The organism is Psychromarinibacter halotolerans, assembly GCF_029168315.1.
GTDB classification, from domain to species: Bacteria; Pseudomonadota; Alphaproteobacteria; order Rhodobacterales; family Rhodobacteraceae; genus Psychromarinibacter; species Psychromarinibacter halotolerans.
In genome coordinates this window covers 1-19,048 of the sequence record NZ_JARGYD010000022.1, presented here as the reverse complement: position 1 = coordinate 19,048, position 19,048 = coordinate 1, and the positions used below count along the sequence as shown (strand labels likewise).

19 protein-coding genes, 2 tRNA genes and 1 pseudogene are annotated in these 19,048 nt (G+C 67.0%); 11 read left to right on the top strand and 11 right to left on the bottom strand.

Annotation, left to right across the window (positions count from 1 at the left end; all coding sequences use genetic code 11):
• From P1K30_RS23550 to P1K30_RS23540, 3 genes are all read left to right on the top strand, one after another.
• Positions 1 to 177: EF-Tu C-terminal domain-related protein (locus P1K30_RS23550; protein WP_476748546.1), on the top strand; the 177-nt coding region annotated here is incomplete at its 5' end.
• A gap of 126 nt (positions 178 to 303) precedes the next feature.
• Entirely contained in the window at positions 304 to 1,314 is a 1,011-nt protein-coding gene (locus P1K30_RS23545; protein ID WP_275635190.1) for a zinc transporter ZntB, read from the top strand.
• An 85-nt stretch (positions 1,315 to 1,399) separates the two neighbouring features.
• A tRNA-Trp gene (locus tag P1K30_RS23540) sits at positions 1,400 to 1,475 on the top strand.
• A 145-nt stretch (positions 1,476 to 1,620) separates the two neighbouring features.
• Here P1K30_RS23540 and rbsK read toward each other — a convergent pair.
• The 3 genes from rbsK to P1K30_RS23525 all read right to left on the bottom strand — a co-directional run bounded on the left by rbsK (position 1,621) and on the right by P1K30_RS23525 (position 4,071).
• A complete protein-coding gene (gene rbsK / locus P1K30_RS23535; protein ID WP_275635189.1) occupies positions 1,621 to 2,541 on the bottom strand; it encodes a ribokinase in 921 nt (306 codons plus the stop codon).
• 15 nt (positions 2,542 to 2,556) lie between these two features.
• A complete protein-coding gene (locus P1K30_RS23530) occupies positions 2,557 to 3,204 on the bottom strand; it encodes an SGNH/GDSL hydrolase family protein (protein ID WP_275635188.1) in 648 nt (215 codons plus the stop codon).
• Between the two features lie 108 nt (positions 3,205 to 3,312).
• Positions 3,313 to 4,071, bottom strand: a complete 759-nt coding sequence (locus P1K30_RS23525) for a metallophosphoesterase (protein ID WP_275635187.1) — start codon at positions 4,069 to 4,071, stop codon at positions 3,313 to 3,315.
• Positions 4,072 to 4,171: 100 nt separating this feature from the next.
• On the opposite strand from P1K30_RS23525, the gene P1K30_RS23520 reads away from it, so the two are divergent.
• Both P1K30_RS23520 and P1K30_RS23515 read left to right on the top strand, forming a co-directional pair.
• Positions 4,172 to 4,248: transfer RNA gene (locus P1K30_RS23520), tRNA-Arg, on the top strand.
• Between the two features lie 83 nt (positions 4,249 to 4,331).
• Entirely contained in the window at positions 4,332 to 5,204 is an 873-nt protein-coding gene (locus tag P1K30_RS23515; protein WP_275635186.1) for a helix-turn-helix transcriptional regulator, read from the top strand.
• Positions 5,205 to 5,277: 73 nt separating this feature from the next.
• Here the strand turns inward: P1K30_RS23515 and P1K30_RS23510 are convergent, their stop codons facing one another.
• The 4 genes from P1K30_RS23510 to P1K30_RS23495 form a co-directional block, all read right to left on the bottom strand.
• Positions 5,278 to 6,105 (bottom strand): ABC transporter substrate-binding protein, encoded by an 828-nt coding sequence (locus P1K30_RS23510; protein ID WP_275635185.1) that lies wholly within the window; start codon positions 6,103 to 6,105, stop codon positions 5,278 to 5,280.
• A gap of 31 nt (positions 6,106 to 6,136) precedes the next feature.
• On the bottom strand, positions 6,137 to 6,904 hold the full coding sequence (locus tag P1K30_RS23505) for an ABC transporter ATP-binding protein (RefSeq protein WP_275635184.1): 768 nt from the start codon (positions 6,902 to 6,904) through the stop codon (positions 6,137 to 6,139).
• Entirely contained in the window at positions 6,897 to 7,604 is a 708-nt protein-coding gene (locus tag P1K30_RS23500; RefSeq protein WP_275635183.1) for an ABC transporter permease, read from the bottom strand. The genes P1K30_RS23505 and P1K30_RS23500 overlap by 8 nt, the downstream gene beginning before the upstream one ends.
• A gap of 73 nt (positions 7,605 to 7,677) precedes the next feature.
• The gene (locus tag P1K30_RS23495; RefSeq protein ID WP_275635182.1) at positions 7,678 to 8,688 is read right to left on the bottom strand and encodes a DNA topoisomerase IB; all 1,011 of its coding nucleotides are present in this window, start codon (positions 8,686 to 8,688) and stop codon (positions 7,678 to 7,680) included.
• 422 nt (positions 8,689 to 9,110) lie between these two features.
• On the opposite strand from P1K30_RS23495, the gene P1K30_RS23490 reads away from it, so the two are divergent.
• Entirely contained in the window at positions 9,111 to 9,992 is an 882-nt protein-coding gene (locus P1K30_RS23490; RefSeq protein ID WP_275635181.1) for a hypothetical protein, read from the top strand.
• A 173-nt stretch (positions 9,993 to 10,165) separates the two neighbouring features.
• On the opposite strand, the gene P1K30_RS23485 is transcribed toward P1K30_RS23490, so the two are convergent.
• The 4 genes from P1K30_RS23485 to P1K30_RS23470 form a co-directional block, all read right to left on the bottom strand.
• The gene (locus P1K30_RS23485; protein ID WP_275635180.1) at positions 10,166 to 11,137 is read right to left on the bottom strand and encodes an SUMF1/EgtB/PvdO family nonheme iron enzyme; all 972 of its coding nucleotides are present in this window, start codon (positions 11,135 to 11,137) and stop codon (positions 10,166 to 10,168) included.
• A 4-nt stretch (positions 11,138 to 11,141) separates the two neighbouring features.
• A complete protein-coding gene (locus P1K30_RS23480) occupies positions 11,142 to 12,872 on the bottom strand; it encodes a hypothetical protein (RefSeq protein WP_275635179.1) in 1,731 nt (576 codons plus the stop codon).
• 186 nt (positions 12,873 to 13,058) lie between these two features.
• Entirely contained in the window at positions 13,059 to 13,508 is a 450-nt protein-coding gene (locus tag P1K30_RS23475) for a GtrA family protein (RefSeq protein WP_275635178.1), read from the bottom strand.
• A 113-nt stretch (positions 13,509 to 13,621) separates the two neighbouring features.
• Positions 13,622 to 15,919, bottom strand: coding sequence for a DNA topoisomerase IV subunit A (locus tag P1K30_RS23470; protein ID WP_275635177.1), 2,298 nt, complete (start codon positions 15,917 to 15,919; stop codon positions 13,622 to 13,624).
• A 220-nt stretch (positions 15,920 to 16,139) separates the two neighbouring features.
• On the opposite strand from P1K30_RS23470, the gene P1K30_RS23465 reads away from it, so the two are divergent.
• The 5 genes and pseudogenes from P1K30_RS23465 to P1K30_RS23445 all read left to right on the top strand — a co-directional run.
• Positions 16,140 to 17,024, top strand: a complete 885-nt coding sequence (locus P1K30_RS23465; RefSeq protein WP_275635176.1) for an SH3 domain-containing protein — start codon at positions 16,140 to 16,142, stop codon at positions 17,022 to 17,024.
• 69 nt (positions 17,025 to 17,093) lie between these two features.
• The gene (locus P1K30_RS23460; protein ID WP_275635175.1) at positions 17,094 to 17,927 is read left to right on the top strand and encodes an SDR family NAD(P)-dependent oxidoreductase; all 834 of its coding nucleotides are present in this window, start codon (positions 17,094 to 17,096) and stop codon (positions 17,925 to 17,927) included.
• 83 nt (positions 17,928 to 18,010) lie between these two features.
• The gene (locus P1K30_RS23455) at positions 18,011 to 18,220 is read left to right on the top strand and encodes a twin transmembrane helix small protein (protein ID WP_275635174.1); all 210 of its coding nucleotides are present in this window, start codon (positions 18,011 to 18,013) and stop codon (positions 18,218 to 18,220) included.
• Positions 18,220 to 18,792, top strand: a complete 573-nt coding sequence (locus tag P1K30_RS23450) for a cob(I)yrinic acid a,c-diamide adenosyltransferase (RefSeq protein WP_275635173.1) — start codon at positions 18,220 to 18,222, stop codon at positions 18,790 to 18,792. Before P1K30_RS23455 ends, P1K30_RS23450 begins: the two co-directional genes overlap by 1 nt.
• A gap of 161 nt (positions 18,793 to 18,953) precedes the next feature.
• Positions 18,954 to 19,048: pseudogene (locus P1K30_RS23445) on the top strand (electron transfer flavoprotein subunit beta/FixA family protein); the annotation flags it as partial.

Sequence of the window (19,048 nt, the reverse complement as noted above, 5' to 3'; positions counted from 1 at the left end):
GACGTGACCGGCACCGTGACGCTGGCCGAAGGCACCGAGATGGTGATGCCGGGCGACAACGTGTCGTTCTCGGTTGAACTGATCGCGCCGATCGCCATGGAAAACGGCCTGCGCTTCGCCATCCGCGAAGGCGGCCGCACCGTCGGCGCCGGCGTCGTGTCGGAAATCGTCGAGTAATCGACGCGCCTGCAAGACATTCGGAAACGGCCCGCGCATCCCGCGCGGGCCGTTTTCTTTTGCGCCACCGCCCCGTGGCGCTAGATGTGGCGCTAGATACTGGGTCCAATGCAAAAGTGACCGGCCATGAGTGATCACATCCTTTTCGCCCACAGCCTGAACGGCGCCACACCCGGCTCCGAACTGACCGGACAGGCCGTCGCGGACTCGCTCGAAGCGCCGGAACTCGCATGGGTTCACATGAACGCGGGCGACCCCGCCACCGCCGCGTGGATCGAGACCCACATGTCCTACCTGCCGCTGGCCGTGCGCCACGCGCTGGTGGCCGACGCCACCCGGCCCCGCGTCAGTTTTCACGGCGACGGCGCGATGATCTTCCTGCGCGGCCTGAACACCAACCCGGGGTCCGAACCCGAGGACATGGTCTCGCTGCGGATCTGGATCGATCCCGCCCGTATCGTCACCCTGTCGCTGCGCCAGCTGGCCGCGGTCCGCGAATTGCGCCAGTCCGTCGCCGACGGCACCGGCCCGCAGGATGCCGGAACCTTTCTCGCTGAAATCGCCGCCCGCCTGAACGCGCGGATCGTCGACCGGGTCGACGTGTTGGACGACGACGGCGAGCGCATCGAACAGGCCGTGCTGTCGGACGAGGCCGACCCCGGCACGCTGCGCCCGCAGATCACCGACATCCGGCAAGAACTCGTCGACCTGCGCCGCTACCTGCGGCCGCAACGGGACGCGCTGGGGCAGCTTGTCGGTGACCGCCTGTCCTTCCTCGAAGACGAGGCGCGGCTCGAACTCGCCGAACAGCAGGACGTGCTGACCCGCACGGTCGAAGACCTCGAAGGCCTGTCCGAACGCCTGGTGGTCGCCCGCGACGAGATCGCCAGCGCCCATTCTGACCGGCTGAACCGCAACCTCTACATCCTGTCCGTCATCTCGGCGGTGTTCCTGCCGCTCAGCTTTCTGACCGGCCTGCTGGGAATCAACGTGGGCGGCATCCCCGGCACCGCCGATGGCGACGCCTTCTGGAAGGTGACCGCCGCGCTCGGCGGGTTTCTGGTGCTGCAAGTGCTGGTGCTGTGGCGGATGCGCTGGGTCAACGTCCCGGCCCGCTGGCGGCGCCAGCGCAAGTAACGCGCGGGACGGCCGGATTTCGCCGCCAAGCCCCCGGATTGCTCTTGCTTTTGCCGCGGGGAATGCGTACCCAGCAGGCCGGCCTAGGGGTGTAGCTCAGTTGGTAGAGCATCGGTCTCCAAAACCGAGGGTCGTGGGTTCGAGTCCCTCCGCCCCTGCCAGGCCGCTTCCGAAGACACGCAGACAACAAATCGCCGCCACGGCGGCCGGCACGTCTGCGCCTTCTTCTCTTTCCAAGTACCTCGGGGGAGTCGCACCAAGGGTGCGACGGGGGCAGCGCCCCCATCGCCGGTCGCGAACCGCGCGTCAGCCCGCCAGCAGCGCCTCGATCTCGTCCCGCGACGGCATCGACGGCGCGGTGCCGGGACGGGTCACGGAAATCGACGCGCAGGCACAGCCAAAGCGCATCGCCTCGACCGGGTCCATTCCTTCCGCCAGCCCGGTGGCGAAAGCGCCGTTGAACGCGTCGCCAGCGCCCGTCGTCTCGACGACCTTGCCCACCGGGAACACCGGAACGTGCTCGGACCGCGTTGCGTCGTGGTACAGCGCGCCCTTTTCGCCCAGCGTGATGATCGCGGCCTTCGCACCGCGCGCCAGCAGCATTTCCGCCGCGGCCTGCGCTTCCTCGACGGTCGTTACCGGCAGTCCGGTGATCGCCTCGGCCTCGGATTCGTTCGGCGTGACGTAATCGCACAGCGCCAGCATCCCCTCGGGCAGCTCGGCGGCGGGCGCGGGGTTCAGGATCGTGATCGCCCCGCCCTCGCGCGCGATCTCCAGCGCACGGACGGCGGCGGGCATCGGCTGTTCAAGCTGTGTCATGAACACCGATGCGCCCGCGATCAGGTCGGCCTTGCGGTCGACGAAGGGCACGTCGATGGTCCCGGCCGCTCCGGGCGAGATGATGATCGCGTTGTTGCCGGTGGCCTCTTCGATGAAGATATACGCCGCGCCGGTGTAGCTGTCCTCGACCTGTTCGATCTCGGGGACGACGCCGGCGTCGGACCATGTGCTAAGCGCGATGTCGGCGAAGGCGTCCTTGCCCAGCCGGGTGATCATCCGCACGTCGCCGCCGGCCTTGGCGGCCGCGACGGACTGGTTCGAGCCCTTGCCCCCCGGACCCAGCTTGAAGCTGTTGCCAAGGATGGTCTCCCCCATCTTGGGCATCCGTTCGGCGCGATAGGCGGTGTCGGCGACGAAAACGCCGAGGATGACGATAGGTCCGCTCACTGTGGTTCCTCTTTCTCAGGAAAATATCTGCTGTACGGCATCTGCCATCGCCCGCCCGATCGCGGCCTGTGCTTCTGCCGTAAGGTGCACGCCGTCCACCGGGTCCGCCTGCGCGACCGGCGCAAGGTCGATGAACCCCACGCCCAGTCTAGACGCGGCGGCCTCGAGGTGTCCGGCCAGCTCTGTCGATTTCGTTTGCGCGCCGACGAACATCGGCGCGATGGGGCCGACTTCGATCACCGGCACCGGCGCGGCCAGAAGGACGCGGGGCGCGGCGCCGTCAGGACCGGCATCCGACGCAAGGATCGTCCGCGCCACTTTCTCCAGCCCCTTGGCGATGTCAAAGGACGTGGCAGAGAACCGGGTCTTGGTGTCGTTGGTGCCCAGCATGACGATCACAAGGTCGACGGGCAGGTGCGTCTCCAGCAGCGCCGGAAGCGCCCGCATCCCGTTCTTGTGGACGCCTTCGATGGGATCGTCGAACACGGCGGTCCGGCCCGGATGCCCTTCGGCGATCACGTCCCAGCCCGCGCCCAGCGCCCCGGCCATCACCGACGGCCAGCGGTCGGCCTTCGCGTGGCGGCGACGGTCGTTCAGGAACCGAAGCGCCCGGGTGCCATGCGTGTTGCTGTCGCCGAAGCAAAGTATCGTGCGGTCCGTCACCGACCCGTCCTCCCCCATGCGGCGGGTAAGGGTCCGCCTGCCGGACGCAGGTTAGACCACCCCGGATGCGACTGTCCATGCGCTGACGGCGCGGTCCTCGCGGAAGGATCAGGCGCCCGCGAAGGTCACGCCGTCGTCCGCGATCCGGGCCAGTGTCAGTGGCCCCCCCGCATAGGCGCCGGTATCGATCGAGATGACGCCATCCGCGACAAGCGGCTGGTCCGTGATGGTGTGCCCGTGCACGACCCACACGCCGTCGGTCCGCGCCATGCGCCGGAACTCCGGGTGGCCCCACATAAGGGTGCTGTTCGCTTGTGCCGCCATCGGCAGCCACGGGTCGGCGGCGGCGTGAACCACCGCGACGTTGCCGCTTTGCCACCACGCGGGCCGGGCGCGCACCCAGTCCAGCATCTCGTCCCCCATCGCCGCGCGCAGCCGCCGCGCCATTGCGTCGCCCTCGCCCGACCCGCCCGGCGCGACACCGAAGCTGGCCAGCGTCTGAAGCCCGCCGTGGCGCAGCCACCGCGCCGCGCTGCGGTCCGGGTCGTCCAGGGCATCCAGCAGCATCGCCTCGTGGTTTCCCGCAAGGCAGATCACCGGCCCGGGCCGGGTCGACGGCAGATCCATCAGCAGGCGCAGCACCTCGGCAGAGGCCTCTCCGCGGTCCACGTAGTCCCCGACGCAGACCAGCGGCGCATCCGGCGCCTCTGTGTTGACGTGGTCGATCAGCGCGCTCAGCTTCCCGGCACATCCGTGGATGTCACCGATGGCATAGAACGCCCCGTCGGGTGCGGGCCGCGACAGCGTGGCCGCGTCAGGCGTCGTCGTGCGTCCGCGACCGCCGAAGAGTTTTCGCAACAGGCTCATACCCGAACCGTAGCACCCGCCACGGTCCCGCGCAGGTGGCAATCTGCGGGGAGTTTACGGATGACAGAAGACAGCGACTGGACTATCACGCTGTCTGCGTGGCCCCGTGGCTCAACTGGATAGAGCAGCCCCCTCCTAAGGGGCAGGTTGCAGGTTCGAATCCTGCCGGGGTCACCACGCGGATCTGTGACACCCGCCCTTGCCGTTCCCGGCGCTGCGGGTCATTCTGTCCACTTCACCGCACCGAGACACCCCGACAGATGCCCGATACGGACCAGCCGCGATACCTGACCACCAAGGAAGTGGCCGAGCTTTTGCGGGTGCGCGAACGCAAGGTCTATGACCTTGCCGCCGCCGACGAGATCCCGCACCGCCGCATCACCGGCAAGCTGCTGTTCCCCGCCGATGAGATCCATACGTGGATCGAGGGCGGCGACGGCGGCGTGGCCGGGCCGCGACCGGATGTGGTCGCGGGCTCGCACGATCCGCTGCTGGACTGGGCGATCCGCGAAAGCGGCGCCGGGCTTGCAACGCTGACGGATGGCAGCCTTGACGGGCTGGACCGCTTCGCCGGTGGACACGCTGCAGCGGCCGGGATGCACGTGCCCGAAGACGGCGGCTGGAACGTCGGCACCGTGACCGCACGCGGACTGGCCGGCTGCGTGCTGATCGGGTGGGCGGTGCGGGCGCGCGGCATCCTGCTGGCGCCGCAGATCGCCGATGCGGTCAAGGGTATCGCGGATCTGAAGGGCCGCCGTGTCGCGCTGCGGCAGGACGGCGCCGGCGCCGCCGCGCTGCTGGACAGGCTGTTGGCAGAGGCCGGGATGACACGCGACGATCTGGTGCCCAGCGGCACCGTGGCGCGCACCGAAAGCGATGCCGCTGCCGCCGTGTCGGCGGGCGAGGCCGAAGCGGCGCTTGGCATCGGCGCGATGGCGCGCCAGTTCGGTCTGGGGTTCGTGCCGCTGGTTGAGGAAAACTACGACCTGTTGGTCGACCGGCGCGCGTGGTTCACACCGCCGTTTCAGCGGCTGATGACCTTCACCCGGTCCGACAGTTTCCGTGCGAAGGCAGACGCACTCGGCGGTTACGATCTGACGGACGCGGGCGCGGTGCGCTGGCTGTCGCGCTGACAGCGCTCCACCGGCAAAAGGGCCCCGGCGCGCGTGTCTGAGGCGCGCGCCGGGGCAGTTCGGACAGCAGACCTTACATCGCGCCGGAATTGGCGTTGGGGAAGAAGAGCTGCTGACCATCGACCGTGTAGGCAGCAATGGCGTCCTGCCCCTCGGCCGAGATGATCCAGTCGACGAACTGCTGACCAAGGTCGGCCTTCACGTTCGGGTGCGTCTCGGGGTTCACAAGGATGATGCCGTACTGGTTGAACATCTTCTCGTCGCCCTCGACCTGGATGACGTAGTCGCCCTTGTTGCCGAACGCGATCCACGTGGCGCGGTCGGTCAGGGCGTAGGCGCCCATGCCGGTCGCGGCGTTCAGCGTCGCGCCCATGCCCGACCCCGTCTCGCGGTACCAGCCGCCCGACGCGGCGGAGATGTCGACGTCGGTTTCGCCCCACAGGCGCAGCTCGGCCTTGTGGGTGCCGCTGTCGTCCCCGCGCGACGCGAAGGGGGCCTCGGCCTCGGCGATCATCTCCATGGCGGCGGTCACATCGGACATGCCGCCCACACCCGCAGGGTCGCCTGCCGGACCGACGATAACGAAGTCGTTGTACATCACGTCGAACCGCTCGACCCCGTCGCCATCGGCGACGAACTTCTCTTCGGCCGGCTTGGCGTGGACGAACAGCACATCACCGTCGCCATTCGCCGCGTTCTTGATCGCCTGCCCGGTGCCGACGGCGACGACGCGAACTTCGATCCCGGTCTTGTCGGTGAAGATCGGCAGAAGATAGTCGAACAGTCCCGAGTTCTGGGTCGATGTCGTCGACTGGACGATGATGAAGCTATCGTCCTGCGCCAGCGCGGGCGCGCTGAAGGCAAGCGCCGCGGCAAGGCCGAGAAAGGCGCGTCTGATCATTGGGTCGTCTCCCTTGGGTCTTTGGGTAGGGTCAATCGGAAAGGCACAGCCGCCCGTCCAGCCACGCCTTCGCGGCCGCGGACCGGGGCATGTCGAGAACGCGACCGGCGGGTCCGTACTCGGCGATGCGGCCGTTGTGCATGAAGATCACGTCATCCCCCAGCCGCCGGGCCTGCCCCGCGTCGTGGGTGATCATGACGATGGCGACGCCCGCAGCGTGCGCGGCGTTCACCAGCTCCTCGACCGCATGGGTCGAGGCGGGGTCAAGGCTGGCCGTGGGTTCGTCGAGGAACAGAACCTCGGGCGCGGTGGACAGGGCGCGGGCAATGGCAAGCCGTTGCTGCTCGCCACCGGACAGGACACGGGCGGGGCGGTTGGCCAGATCGGTCAGGCGCGCGCGCTCCAGCGCCTCGGCCACACGATGCGCGCGTTCGCTGCCGCGGATGCCACGAACGCCCAGCGCGAACCGCAGGTTGCCCAGCACGGACCGGCGCAGCATCACGGGGCGCTGGAACACCATCGCCTGCGCGCGCCGTGCGTTGCGGTCCAGCGGCCGCCCGTGCCACAGCACCTCGCCTTCTGTAGGCTGGATCAATCCGTGCAGCAAACGCAGGAACAGGCTTTTGCCCGCCCCGTTCGCGCCCATCACCAACGTGCGCCGCCCCGGCCGGATGCCCGCCGTCACACCGGACACCAGCCTGCGCCCGCCAGCGTCATAGCTGACGCCCCGCGCGGTCAACACCGGCTCTGGCAGCGGCATGTCCTCGGTCTCGGCGCGGGGTTGGACCAGCTCAAGCATAGACGGTCCGTCCCGCCGACGCGCGGATCGTCATGACGGCCGCGTTCACGGCCAGCGCAAGCGCCAGCAGCACGACACCCAGCGCAAGCGCCAGATCGAGATTGCCCTTCGACGTCTCCAGCGCGATCGTCGTGGTCATCACCCGTGTGACATGGTTGATGTTGCCCCCCACGATGATCACGGCGCCAACCTCTGCCACCGCGCGGCCAAACCCCGCAAGCGCCACGGTCAACAGGCTGTAGCGGGCGTCCCACAGCAGCGCGCCGACCCGCGCCAGAGGCCCCACGCCAAGCGACGCGAACTGTTCGGAATACTCCTGCGACAGGTCCTCGACCGTCTGCCGCGTCAGCGCCGCGACGATCGGGGCCACAAGGATCGCCTGCGCGATGATCATGGCCGTGGGCGTATACAACAACTGCAACACGCCCAGCGGACCGGACGCCGACAGCATCAGGTAAACGACAAGACCGACGACCACCGGCGGCAGTCCCATCAGCGCGTTCATCAGCACCGCCAGCACGGCCCGCCCCGGAAACCGGAACGCGCCCACCGCAGCGCCCAGCGGCAAACCGATCAGGCACGACACCAGCACGGCGGTCAGCGTAACGCGCAACGACAGGCCGATGATTTCGGCAAGGGCTGGATCCCACGCCAAAATCAGGCTGAAGGCCTGCGCCAGAATGCTGCCATCCGGGGTCATGAAGTGCTATTTCTCCCTCTGCCGGGAAGAAAAGCACAATAATGCAGGATAATCCACCGCGATAATGCGCGGGCTATTCCAGAAACGCGATCAGTTCCGCCTCGCCGGCCTTCAATCCGTGCCGGTCCTTTGGTTTCAGCCGCGACAGGCGGCGACTGCGGTCCTCTGCCCCGGCCAGCGCAATCACCTCGGGATGGACATAGCTGGTCCGGGCGATGGCCGGCGTGTTGCCCAGCCGCTCTGCCGCGGCCTCGGTCAGGTCGGCGATCCGCGGCGCGTCAAGCCGGCACGCACAGGAGAACGCGGCGTGGGTGCCGTTCCATGTCCGGAAGGTCTTCGCCGTCATCCCCTCGCCGCAGACCTCCGCGATCAGCGCGTTCACCTGATCCGACCGGACGCCACGCGGCTGCCCGTCCTCGTCGATCCACGAGATCAGCTCGGCCCCCGGCAGATCGTGGACCTTGTGCAGGGCGCGCTCCAACCGCTTGCCGTGCAGACGGCAGGTGATCTGGGTGCCGCCCTTGCCGGGGAAATCCAGCGTCACGCCGTCTTTCCCGAACCGCACGTGGTCCGGCAGAAGCGTGGTCGCACCATAGCTTTCGTTGTCGCGCGCGTAATCCACGCCGCCCACCCGGATCGCCGCACGGTCCAAAAGCGCCAGCACCGCCGCGACCGCCAGGTCCTGCGACCCCGGCGCGGCGCGCAGCCCCTCGGCGATGCGGGCGCGCAGGCGGGGCAGTGTCTCGCCGAAGGCCGCCAGCTGCGCGTATTTCCGCGCCGCCCGCTGCGCCGTCCAGTCGGGGTGATAGCGGTACTGCTTGCGCCCGCGCGCATCGCGTCCGGTGGCCTGCAAGTGGCCGTTGGAAAGAGGAGAGATCCAGACCCTTTCATAGGCCGGAGGCACCGCGATCAGGGCGATTCGCTTTCGTTCCGCGGTATCGCGGATGGTCGTTCCGTCCGGGGAACGATAGCTGAACCCCTTGCCGCGGCGGATTCGGCTAATGCCGGGCCGGTCGTCGGGGAAATAGCAAAGACCTGCCCCGGCATCGGGAAGACCGGCGGCGCGGGGAATCGGTCCGGTCATCGGGCGGGCTCTTCGCCCCCTGTCAGGGCCGGCATGTTAGGGTTTTGAATCCGGGACATTTTCTGGATTTATCCGTGACGAACCCGCCACAGGCTTGCGGGCCGGACTCAACGCAAGACCGCGCCAAACCGTTCCGATTCCCACCTCGCACAACCGCTAACGCTTAGGTTGACTCAACCCCGAAAAGCCCCGCAACCCTTGTTAATAAAGGCGATCACCCGCCATCGGTCGGGCGGATTCCCGCCAAGGCGATTTACACAAACTTGACATAACCCGGCTACAAGCGCCTTCTGGTTGCATACGGAATGAGGCGCCTAATCCGCCCACGGGACATCTAAACGCTTTGACGGATGTGGGGACATCCGCCGACGCGGTGTTGCGGGGTTTAGGCGCGGTTAGTTGGGACAGAAGGCACGTAGGGGATGACGAGGCTAGGATTCCTGGGCTCGCTGGCGATTGCATTGTCGCTGGCAGTCACAGCACCGGCAGAGGCCGGCAGTGGGCATGGACTTTGCCTGCAAAAACTCACCAAGCTGATGCCGCATCGGAAGAACAGCTCTCAGGGCGGTTCCACGGTCGTCAATTCGGTGATGAACCTAAGCGGGGTCGAACGCGACGCCGTTCTGGAACGCGAAATTCTCGGCGGCAACATGCCCGCCTTCATGCGCGATCTCGTCCCGGTGACGATGACGGGCGTGGTAAACGGACGGCAGATGGAGATCACCATCTGCGTGACGCCGGACTATCTGGCCGTTGGCGATGACGACGACTACGTCCGCGTCCCGCTGGGCATGGCCTCCGCCGCCCGGATCGCGGACCAGATGGGGTTCATCCTGCCGACGCCCGCGATGGTCGACACGATCTACGAACAGGCAGAGGTGCGCCTTGCTCCGAACCCGATGGAACCGGGCGCGGCGATGACGACCACCAGCTACTTCGAACGGCACAACACCACCGTCGAAGGTCAGGCCGGTCCGCTGGGCCTTCATCCGGCCGCGCTGGTCGCCGGGATCAAGAAGGATCTCGTGATCTCGGAACGCCTGCGCAAGCAGCCCGGCCGCGTGGCGATCTACGGCTGGCACCGCTCGAACGGCAGCCCGATCCAGCCGCTCAGCCTGGTCCATGGCGAGGAATACGCCGACTACAGCCACGGCATCCGGCTTGTCAGCCGCATCGCCTTCCTGAACGGCCGCCCGGTCGCGCTGGACAAGGTCATGCAGGATGACGACATCGCGGGCATCGTCACCGGCACCGAGGGGCCGATGCGCAACGTTCGCAACCTGATGGCGACGCTCTACCGCTAGTCACGGGACAAGACAAAAAACGAGGGACCGGATCGCCCGCGCGCCAGACAAGGCCGCGGGCGTTTCCATTTCAACCGCCCCGGACACCGGACGGGCCGCCCCGATGGGGCGACCCTGCTTCTTCTCTTCAGAAATACCTCGGGGGAGCCGCGAAGCGGCGGGGGCAGCGCCCCCTAGTTCACCGTCGAACAGCAGCGGAACCCAAGGTGATAGTTGCGGTGGCTGGACGTGTTCATCACGTTCGTGCCGTGCCAGTACGGCGCGCGCCAGCGGCACCAATCCTCGTGCGCACGGTACTTGTCCCAGATGAACCAGCTGCCCTTCATCTCGGTCACGCCCAGCGTGCGGCTGCCGTTGCTGGACATCTGGCTGGGGTTCATCGGCAGGTTCATGTGTTCTGCCGCGTTGCCGTGCAGGTCATAGACCTTCAGCCCGCTGGTGCAGCCGGGAAACGCGCCGGTCGGATAGGTATTCGTCCCGCAGGCGTTGAAATCGCCGCCGTTGCAGCCCGCGCTTTTGTTCGAATCCTGCGCGCAGACACCGGTGCGGAAGTTCGGCCCGTAGGCCCAGCTTTTCGACCCCGCGTAGCGGTTGTTGTGGATCGACCGCATCGCCGCGACCGAGCCCGCGCCAAACGGATAGTCCGGCGGCGTCAGGGCCCCGGCGCAGGCGCCTTCCCATTCGTGAGCGTCGCACAGGCGCTTGCCCATCGCGGAACAGATCTCTGCCGCCTCGTTGGCGCGCACCCATGTCACCGGATAGGTGCAGGGCATGTTCGGGAACTCGAACTGGTCGATGCAGGCCGTCGCGTCTTCGGGCTGCTGCGTGCGCGGGTCGTACAGCGGCGCCATGTACTTGGCGCCGCAGATCGCTTCGAACCGCGGGTTGTTGTAGACCGCCGTGCCGCCCACCCGTGCCGCGCATTGCTCCGGCGTCATCGGGTGCCGCGTCGGGCCGGGATTGCCCTGCCCCATCCAGCCCGAGCGGGCAAAGATCTGGCGGATCCGGTTCAGCTGTGCCGCCGAGATTCGGTGGACCTGCTGGATTTGCCGGAACAGAACTTCGTTGTTCTGCTGCAGCGACTGTGCCTCCACGCCCGCGGCCAGCGCCACGAGCCCGACCGAAAGCGCGAATGCCCGGATCATGCGGTTACTCCTTGCGAACGAGATAGAAGACATCGCGGTTGTCGGGATAGCCGATAAACCGCGGGATAACGCCGTTGGACCCGCTTTTGTCCAAATTGTTCATGCCGCGCATGATGTGGTCCACCTGCATCTGGCCCGAGTCGTCGAACGAGTAGAGGCCAAGGTAGGTGTGTTCCAGCGCGTTCATGTCCAGCAGCATCGCGTAGTCGCAGCCATAAGCCTGAAAGCTGCGCGCCATGCCCGAAGGCGTCGCTGTCGAGAAGTAGCCGTACACTAGGTAATCGGTGTTCTCGGACTTCATCAGGCAGGCACCGCCGCGCAGGGTGCGCAGGTCGGCATTGGCAGAACCCGACCAGTTGCCCGGTCCCCACTGCGTAACCAGCGCGCCGGGGCGCCCGTTTTCGACAAGCGGCACACCGTTCTGGCGGACAAAGCGCATGCTCGACAGGCGCTCGTCGTCCTCTTCGGTCCACGTCTTCATCCCGATCTCGCCGTCCTGCGACACGTAAACGGTTGAAAGGCCCGGCCAGATCTTCGAGTAGATCACGCCGTGTTCAAGGAAGCCGTAGTGCGAGCCGTAGTTCACGTCGCGCAGCGCGCCGCTGCGGAACGCGCCGTGCTGGCGCTTGAACCCGGCGGTGAAGGTCGCGGTGACCCGGTCGGTCAGGTACGGCGGCACCATGCCAAGCGACACCAGTGGCGCCTCGGTCGTGAAACCGTCCGGCCCCGGCATGCCGTAGGGCCGCATGTAATGCGGCGGGCGCGGCGACCAGTCCAGGCGCGGGTGATCGGTGCCGCGCGCGAAGCCAAGGTCGAAGCGGTCCAGTTCGAACGCCACGAAATAGTTGGTCGCACGGCTTTCGGTCCCGTCCAGCCAGTTGGCGCCGGGCACGTCAAACACCTCGGGCGCGATGTAGCCGGGCGACAACGCCGAGACGTAGACACCGTCCTGCCCCTGCACCGGATACCACGACCCGGCGGCCATGCCGGATTCGGCACCGACAAGGTCGATGGTGTGATAGGCCGCCATCAGCGGCCGCGCGTCCTCGGGGTAGCGCACGTTGGCGGGGATCGGCCCGGCGACCGGCGTCTCGCTTTTGCCGGTGCCCAGACCCTCGTCCAGCAGCGCGTACTTGTCCTTGTTGAAGGTGGCCTTCACCCACGTCACCAGCGCGTCGCCGCCCCAGACGTGATCCCGCAGGAACTGCGAGGTCGCCTCGAGGCTGGAATAGGACCCGCTGGTCTTCACCCGCAGATACAGCCGGTCGCCGCAGACCGGCGAGAACGGCAGGTTCGCGTTGCTCGCATCCCCCAGCATCGACGGGTTGCCGGCCCACGGCGTGCAGCGGAACGTCTTCACGCCTTCGGTGATCAGCAGGGCCGGTCCGTCGGCGCCGTCCTCAAGCGTCACGGCGCGGTCGTTCGGGGCCGGGTTCTCCAGATGGAACCAGGTCCGACGAGTCTCGCCGATGCCCAACAGGAACCAGCTGTTGATGTTCGGGTTCAGCGACACCAGCGTGACAGGCGTGCCGTCTTCCGGCAGCGTCACGGTCTGTTCGAAGCGATAAGGCTGAATCTCGATGATGTTCTTCGCCGTCTCGGCATCGTAGGCGGCGCGCAACTGCGCAAGCCGGTCCTCGATGTCCAGCGCCTGCGCGGCGGAACCGGAAAGGCCAAGGGCCATCGCCGTGGCGGCGTTCAGGAAAAAGTTTCGGTCGAAAATACGTTTCTTCAAGTCACTGTGCTCCTCGTTCCCGCGACTCACCCTTCCCTTGGGGCCGCCGTTCCGGGGGGTTTGGCAGGTGGTAGGAAATTTTCCGCTTACGGGGAAGTCGGGTAAAGCGGACCCTGTTCAAATGTGATCGGCCGGGACGGGTTCGCCCGTTGGATTGGCAGCATGCGTTGCGATTTGGCCACGCGCTCATCGCACCTGCTCCGCACCGCCCGTCTGCATCGCGGCCGCCGGGCCGGTCGGGCGGAAGACGAACCGCTTGTCCAGCTGGAACTTCACGACATAGCCGATGGCAAGCCCGATCACCGCGCCCAGTTCGCGCATCAGGTCGGTTTGCCAGATCATCCAGAACACGGTTTCCATGCCCCAGAAGATCGCCGTGGTGAACACGCCGGTCAGGGTATAGCGGCTGAACCGCTCGCCATGCGCCCGCGCACCGGTCGAGCCGTCGAGAAAGATCCACCGCTTGTCCAGCAGGTACTTGACTACCAGCCCGACGCCGGTGCCCACCGCGATGGCAAGCATCAGCGCCCAGCCGTCGTCGCGCACCGCCAGCACCGCGCGTTGCGCGCCAAGATTGGCAAGCGTCGCGATCACGGCAAACACCGCATAGCGGAAAACCAATGTGCGCAGCTTCACGTTGCCTCCGGGCCATTCTGGCCGCCGCACGGGCGAGCCGTGTCAAAGCCCGCGGGTCACGGGCAATTCACCGGCGCCGACTGTCCCGCCCGAAGACGGCAAAAGCACGGCGCTCAGGTGAAGGTATTGTCCCTTGGGAAGCCGCGCGGCGCCATACGGCCCGATCCGGCCCGCTTGCCCAGCCACTCGGACAGGTCGCTTTCCGTCCGCGTCCGCCCCGCCGGGTCAAGCCAGCTTAGGCCGTCCGCCAGCGTGAAGGTCGTCAGGTCGGACAGACCGCCGTCCTTGTACTTTTGCAGGCGGACACCCTTGCCGCGGCCCATCTCGGGAAGCTCTGTCAGCGGGAAGACCAGCACCTTTCGGTTCTCGCCCACGCAGGCGACGTGGTCGCCGGACACCTTGCGACAGATCTTGGCCTTCACGTCGCCCCGGACGTTCAGCACCTGCTTGCCCGAACGGGTCTGCGCGACCACCTCGGGCTGCGGCACGATGAACCCGTCGCCGGCGCTGGACGCCAGCAGCAGTTTGCCCTCGGGGTCATGGATGAACAGATCGACGATCTCGGCCTCGTTCGGCAGATCCACCATCAGGCGCACGGGTTCCCCCATGCCGCGCCCGCCGGGCAGGTTCGACACGGACAGGGTATAGAACCGCCCGTTCGATCCGAACACCAGCAGGCGGTCGGTGGTCTCGGCATGGAAGATATGCCGACCCTCGTCGCCGTCCTTGTACTTCAGCTCTTGGTCCAGCGCGATGTGGCCCTTCATCGCCCGGATCCAGCCCATCTTGGAGCAGACGATCGTGACCGGCTCGCGCTCGATCATCGCTTCCAGCGGCACGTCCTCGACCTCGGTCGCCTCGGCGAACTGGGTGCGGCGCGCGCCGCCCTCGGCCTTGGCGCCGAACTGCGCCCGGGTCTCGCGGATCTGGTCGGCGATGCGCGACCACTGGACGTCTTCGCTGTCCAGCAGGTCCTCGATCCCGGCCCGCTCTTCCATCAGCGCCTCGCGTTCGCGGCGCAGTTCCATCTCTTCGAGACGCCGCAACGACCGCAGGCGCATGTTCAGGATGGCGTCGGTCTGAACCTCGGTCAGCTCGCCTTCGCCCGCCGGGGGCGAGACATAGTCCGCCTCGGACATCGCCTTGACGAAATCGCGCGACCAGTCCTCGCGCATCAGCGCGGCCTTGGGGTCGTCGTCGTAGCGGATGATGTCGATCACGCGGTCAAGGTTGAGGAAAGCGGTGATGAAGCCTTCCAGCACTTCCAACCGGTGATCGATCTTCGCCAGCCGGTGCCGGGACCGCCGCAGCAGCACCTCGCGCCGGTGATCGAGGAAGGCGCGCAGCACCTCTTTCAGCGAGCAGACCTTGGGCGTGCGTCCGTCGATCAGAACGTTCATGTTCAGGCTGAACCGGATCTCGAGATCGCAGTTGCGGTACAGCATGTTCATCAGCACGTCGGGATCGACGTTCTTCGACTTCGGCTCCAGCACGACGCGCACGTCCTCGGCGCTTTCGTCGCGGATGTCGCCAAGGATCGGGATCTTCTTGGTCTGGATGACCTCGGCGATCCGCTCGATCAGCTTGGATTTCTGAACCTGATACGGGATCTCGGTGACGACGATCTGCCACTGGCCGCGGCCAAGATCCTCGATATGGTGCTTCGCCCGCAAACGGAACGCGCCGCGCCCGGTGCGATAGGTCTGCATCATGCTTTCGCGCGGCTCGACGATCACCCCGCCGGTGGGGAAATCGGGGCCCTGCACGTAGTTCAGCAGCGTGTCGTCGCGCGCGTCCGGCACCTTGATCAGATGCAGGCAGGCGTTGCACAACTCGTCGATGTTGTGCGGCGGGATGTTCGTCGCCATGCCCACCGCGATACCGCTGGCGCCGTTCGCCAGAAGGTTCGGGAAGGACGCGGGCAGAACCTCGGGTTCCTGCAGCGTGCCGTCGTAGTTGTCGCGAAAGTCGACGGCGTTCTCGTTCAGCCCTTCCATCAACGCTTCGGCGGCAGCGGTCAGCCGCGCCTCGGTATAGCGCGAGGCAGCCGGGTTATCGCCGTCGATGTTTCCGAAGTTGCCCTGCCCGTCGACCAGCGGATAGCGGACGTTGAAATCCTGCGCCAAGCGCGCCATCGCGTCATAGATCGCGACGTCGCCGTGCGGGTGATAGTTGCCCATCACGTCGCCCGAGATCTTGGACGACTTCCGGTACCGGCTGTCCGGCGACAGCCGCAACTCGCGCATCGCGTACATGATACGGCGGTGGACCGGCTTCAGGCCATCGCGCGCGTCGGGCAGCGCCCGGTGCATGATGGTCGACAGCGCATAGGTCAGATACCGCTCGCCAATGGCGCGGCGCAGGGGCTCGGCAAGGGCCGGGATATTGGGGTCGTCGGACTGATCGCTCATAGATGATGTGATACGCCTCGCGGTTCAGGGGAACAAGGCGCGATCGCCCCAACCCGGGGGCACGAGCCGCACGATGATGGCATCCGTGCATCATTCCGCCGCCCAGCCGCCCGTTCGGGCACATTTCGCTTACCCCCCGCGCCCCCGGCTTGGTACCCGTGAGGCACGGCGAAAAGAACGCGACCCCTTAAACAAGCGTCACATCGCGGGAACGGGCAGTATGAGAAAATTTCTAGCGACGGCGCTTGGCGCCGTGATCGTGGGCGTCATGCTATTCTTCGGAGAGGATGCGCCCGACACCGGCGGATCCCCGGCGGCAACCGCGCCTGAACAGGCAGACGCCCGGCCCGACCGGCCACACACGGCGGCCGAACTGTCCGCGCTTTTGGCAGAGATCAAGGCAAGGCCGGAACCCACAGGCCCGCGCATCAGTGCGCCGCATCCGGAACAGCCCCACCCCGCAGCCGCAGCCGCGCCCGCAGCCGAGCCGGTCCTAGAACCTGCCCTGCCCGCCAACCCCGACGAAATCCCGATGACGATCGAGGCGCTGCCGCTGGACGCGATTCCCGCCGACCGGCTGCCCGTGATGGCCGACACCTACACCACCGCCCCGACGACAAGCGCCGAGGACGCCACCGCCGACACCGGGCCAGAGCGGACGCTGGACGTGTCCCGCCTGCCCGTCCCCCGCCCGGCGCCGCGCCCCACGAATTTCGCGCCCGACGATGCCGAAGCCGCCGCGCCCGTGACCACGGCGCTGGCGGGCCCCGAGGTGCTGCCGCCCTCGACCCTGTCCGGCATCCAGCCGCCGCCTGCCGCGCCCGCCTCTACGGTGACCTCCGCAACGACGACCGACGCCGACCTTGTCGCGCTGGCGCTGGCCGAGGCCCTGACCGGCACGCGTCCGGCCCTGATGTACGTCGCGCGGGACGGCGCGACCTTGCGCAGCGCGCCGCACCCCGAGGCCGAGCAGATCCTGCTTCTGTATCCGGGCGACGAGATGGAAGTCCTGTTCGACATGGGCGACGGCTGGCTACAGATCCGGGACATCGGCACCGGCGAGACCGGCTTTGTGCCCACGGCGGAACTGTCCGACCGCCCCTGACGCGCCGTCCGATCCGCGATTGTACGGCTTGCGCGAACGGCCTACTCCTTCGGACGAAAGGCAGGGATCATGACGCAGAAATCCGTTCTTATCACTGGCTGTTCCTCTGGCATCGGCTATGACGCGGCCCATGCGCTGAAGGCGCGCGGCTGGCGGGTGTTCGCGTCCTGCCGCAAGCAAGAGGACTGCGACCGCCTGATCGCCGAGGGGCTGGAAAGCCCGCGGATCGACTACGACGACGAAGCCTCGATCGACGCGGGGCTGGACGAGGTGCTGCAAGCCACCGGCGGCACGCTGGACGCCGTGTTCAACAACGGCGCGTATGGCATCCCCGGTTTGGTCGAGGACCTGCCGACCGAGGCACTGCGCGCGATCCTGCAGACCAACCTGATCGGCTATCACCACCTCACGCGCCGCCTGATTCCCGTGATGCGCGCGCAGGGCGGTGGGCGGATCGTGAACTGCTCGTCGGTCATGGGCTATACCAGCTATCCGTGGCGCGGCGCCTATGTCGCGACCAAGTGGGCGCTGGAGGGGCTGACGGATACGCTGCGGCTGGAACTGCACGGCGAGCCGATCCACGTCGTCCTGATCGAACCGGGGCTGATCACCACGAAGTTCGGCGCCAACGGCCGCATTCAGTTCGAGAAGTGGATCGACTGGCGGAACTCGGTCCATGCCGACCGCTACCAGTCGGACCTGATGCGCAAGTGGCGCGGCGACAACCCGCAGGCCGGGCTGGAAGTGCCCGCCAGCCACGTCACCGCCAAGCTGATTCACGCGTTGGAAAGCCGCAGGCCGCACCCGCGCTACAAGATCACCAAGCTTGCGCATTTCGCCAAGTTCCTGACCCGCATCCTGTCCACGCGGGCCTCGGACTGGGTGACCCGCCGCGCGTCGTAACGCGGGCCGCGCCAATTTGCCTGTTTTGCTTCCGGGCCCGGACAGGCTACATCGCAGGCCAAACCCGACCGAAAGGACGCGCCATGTGGCAGGATCCGCTGTTCATCCTCGTTGCCATCTCGGTGCTGGTGGTGCTTGTGATCCTGATGATCGGCATCGGCAGCTTCGGCAAGAGCGGTGAGTTTCACCGAAAACACGCCAACCGGCTGATGCGCTACCGCGTCGCCGCACAAGCCATCGCCGTGATCGTGATCCTGATCTTCGTGGCGTTCCGCCGTATGGGAGGTAACTGATGGTCGTTCTGTCCAAGATCTACACCCGCACCGGCGATGCCGGCGACACCGCGCTTGGCAATGGCGAACGGGTCGCCAAGCACAGCGCGCGCGTCACGGCTTACGGCACGGTGGACGAACTGAACGCGACGCTGGGCATGGCGCGGCTGTACGCCCCCGAGGACACCGACGGTCAGCTGTCCCGCATCCAGAACGATCTGTTCGACCTTGGCGCCGACCTGTGCCGCCCAGACATGGAAATGGACGCCGACGCCGAATACCCGCCGCTGCGCGTCACCGAAGCGCAGGTGACCCGGCTGGAAACCGAGATCGACGCGATGAATGCCCGGCTGGAGCCGCTGCGCAGCTTCGTCCTGCCCGGCGGCACCGCCCTGTCGGCCCACCTGCACCTGTGCCGCACCGTCGCGCGGCGGGCGGAACGGCTGACAGTGGACCTTGCCACCGACGAACAGGTGAACCCCGCGGCGGTCAAGTATCTCAACCGCCTGTCGGACTGGTTCTTCGTCGCCGCGCGCATCGCGAACGACGACGGGCGCGCCGACGTGCTGTGGAAGCCCGGCGCAAACCGCTGACCGGCGCTACCATCCCGCATGACGGGAAAACGCGGCGTTGAATGGCGTAAACGCGTCGATTTTGCCCTGTTTCCCGCGCGGCTTACCGGCTAACACTCACCGGGAATTGGCGCCCCGGGCCGACGCAAGGGGCGCATCTAACCTAGCCTAGGGAGACACGCATGAAGGTCCTCGTACCTGTGAAACGTGTGATCGACTACAACGTGAAGGTCCGCGTGAAGGCGGATGGCACGGGCGTCGATCTCGCCAACGTCAA

What these genes read in the sequence shown, in the direction of transcription:
- P1K30_RS23545 (WP_275635190.1), top strand. Translation starts at nt 304, where the DNA reads ATGAGTGATCACATCCTTTTCGCCCACAGCCTGAACGGCGCCACACCC.
- P1K30_RS23525 (WP_275635187.1), bottom strand. Translation starts at nt 4,071, where the DNA reads ATGAGCCTGTTGCGAAAACTCTTCGGCGGTCGCGGACGCACGACGACG.
- P1K30_RS23515 (WP_275635186.1), top strand. Translation starts at nt 4,332, where the DNA reads ATGCCCGATACGGACCAGCCGCGATACCTGACCACCAAGGAAGTGGCC.
- P1K30_RS23510 (WP_275635185.1), bottom strand. Translation starts at nt 6,105, where the DNA reads ATGATCAGACGCGCCTTTCTCGGCCTTGCCGCGGCGCTTGCCTTCAGC.
- P1K30_RS23505 (WP_275635184.1), bottom strand. Translation starts at nt 6,904, where the DNA reads ATGCTTGAGCTGGTCCAACCCCGCGCCGAGACCGAGGACATGCCGCTG.
- P1K30_RS23500 (WP_275635183.1), bottom strand. Translation starts at nt 7,604, where the DNA reads ATGACCCCGGATGGCAGCATTCTGGCGCAGGCCTTCAGCCTGATTTTG.
- P1K30_RS23495 (WP_275635182.1), bottom strand. Translation starts at nt 8,688, where the DNA reads ATGACCGGACCGATTCCCCGCGCCGCCGGTCTTCCCGATGCCGGGGCA.
- P1K30_RS23490 (WP_275635181.1), top strand. Translation starts at nt 9,111, where the DNA reads ATGACGAGGCTAGGATTCCTGGGCTCGCTGGCGATTGCATTGTCGCTG.
- P1K30_RS23485 (WP_275635180.1), bottom strand. Translation starts at nt 11,137, where the DNA reads ATGATCCGGGCATTCGCGCTTTCGGTCGGGCTCGTGGCGCTGGCCGCG.
- P1K30_RS23470 (WP_275635177.1), bottom strand. Translation starts at nt 15,919, where the DNA reads ATGAGCGATCAGTCCGACGACCCCAATATCCCGGCCCTTGCCGAGCCC.
- P1K30_RS23465 (WP_275635176.1), top strand. Translation starts at nt 16,140, where the DNA reads ATGAGAAAATTTCTAGCGACGGCGCTTGGCGCCGTGATCGTGGGCGTC.
- P1K30_RS23460 (WP_275635175.1), top strand. Translation starts at nt 17,094, where the DNA reads ATGACGCAGAAATCCGTTCTTATCACTGGCTGTTCCTCTGGCATCGGC.
- P1K30_RS23455 (WP_275635174.1), top strand. Translation starts at nt 18,011, where the DNA reads ATGTGGCAGGATCCGCTGTTCATCCTCGTTGCCATCTCGGTGCTGGTG.
- P1K30_RS23450 (WP_275635173.1), top strand. Translation starts at nt 18,220, where the DNA reads ATGGTCGTTCTGTCCAAGATCTACACCCGCACCGGCGATGCCGGCGAC.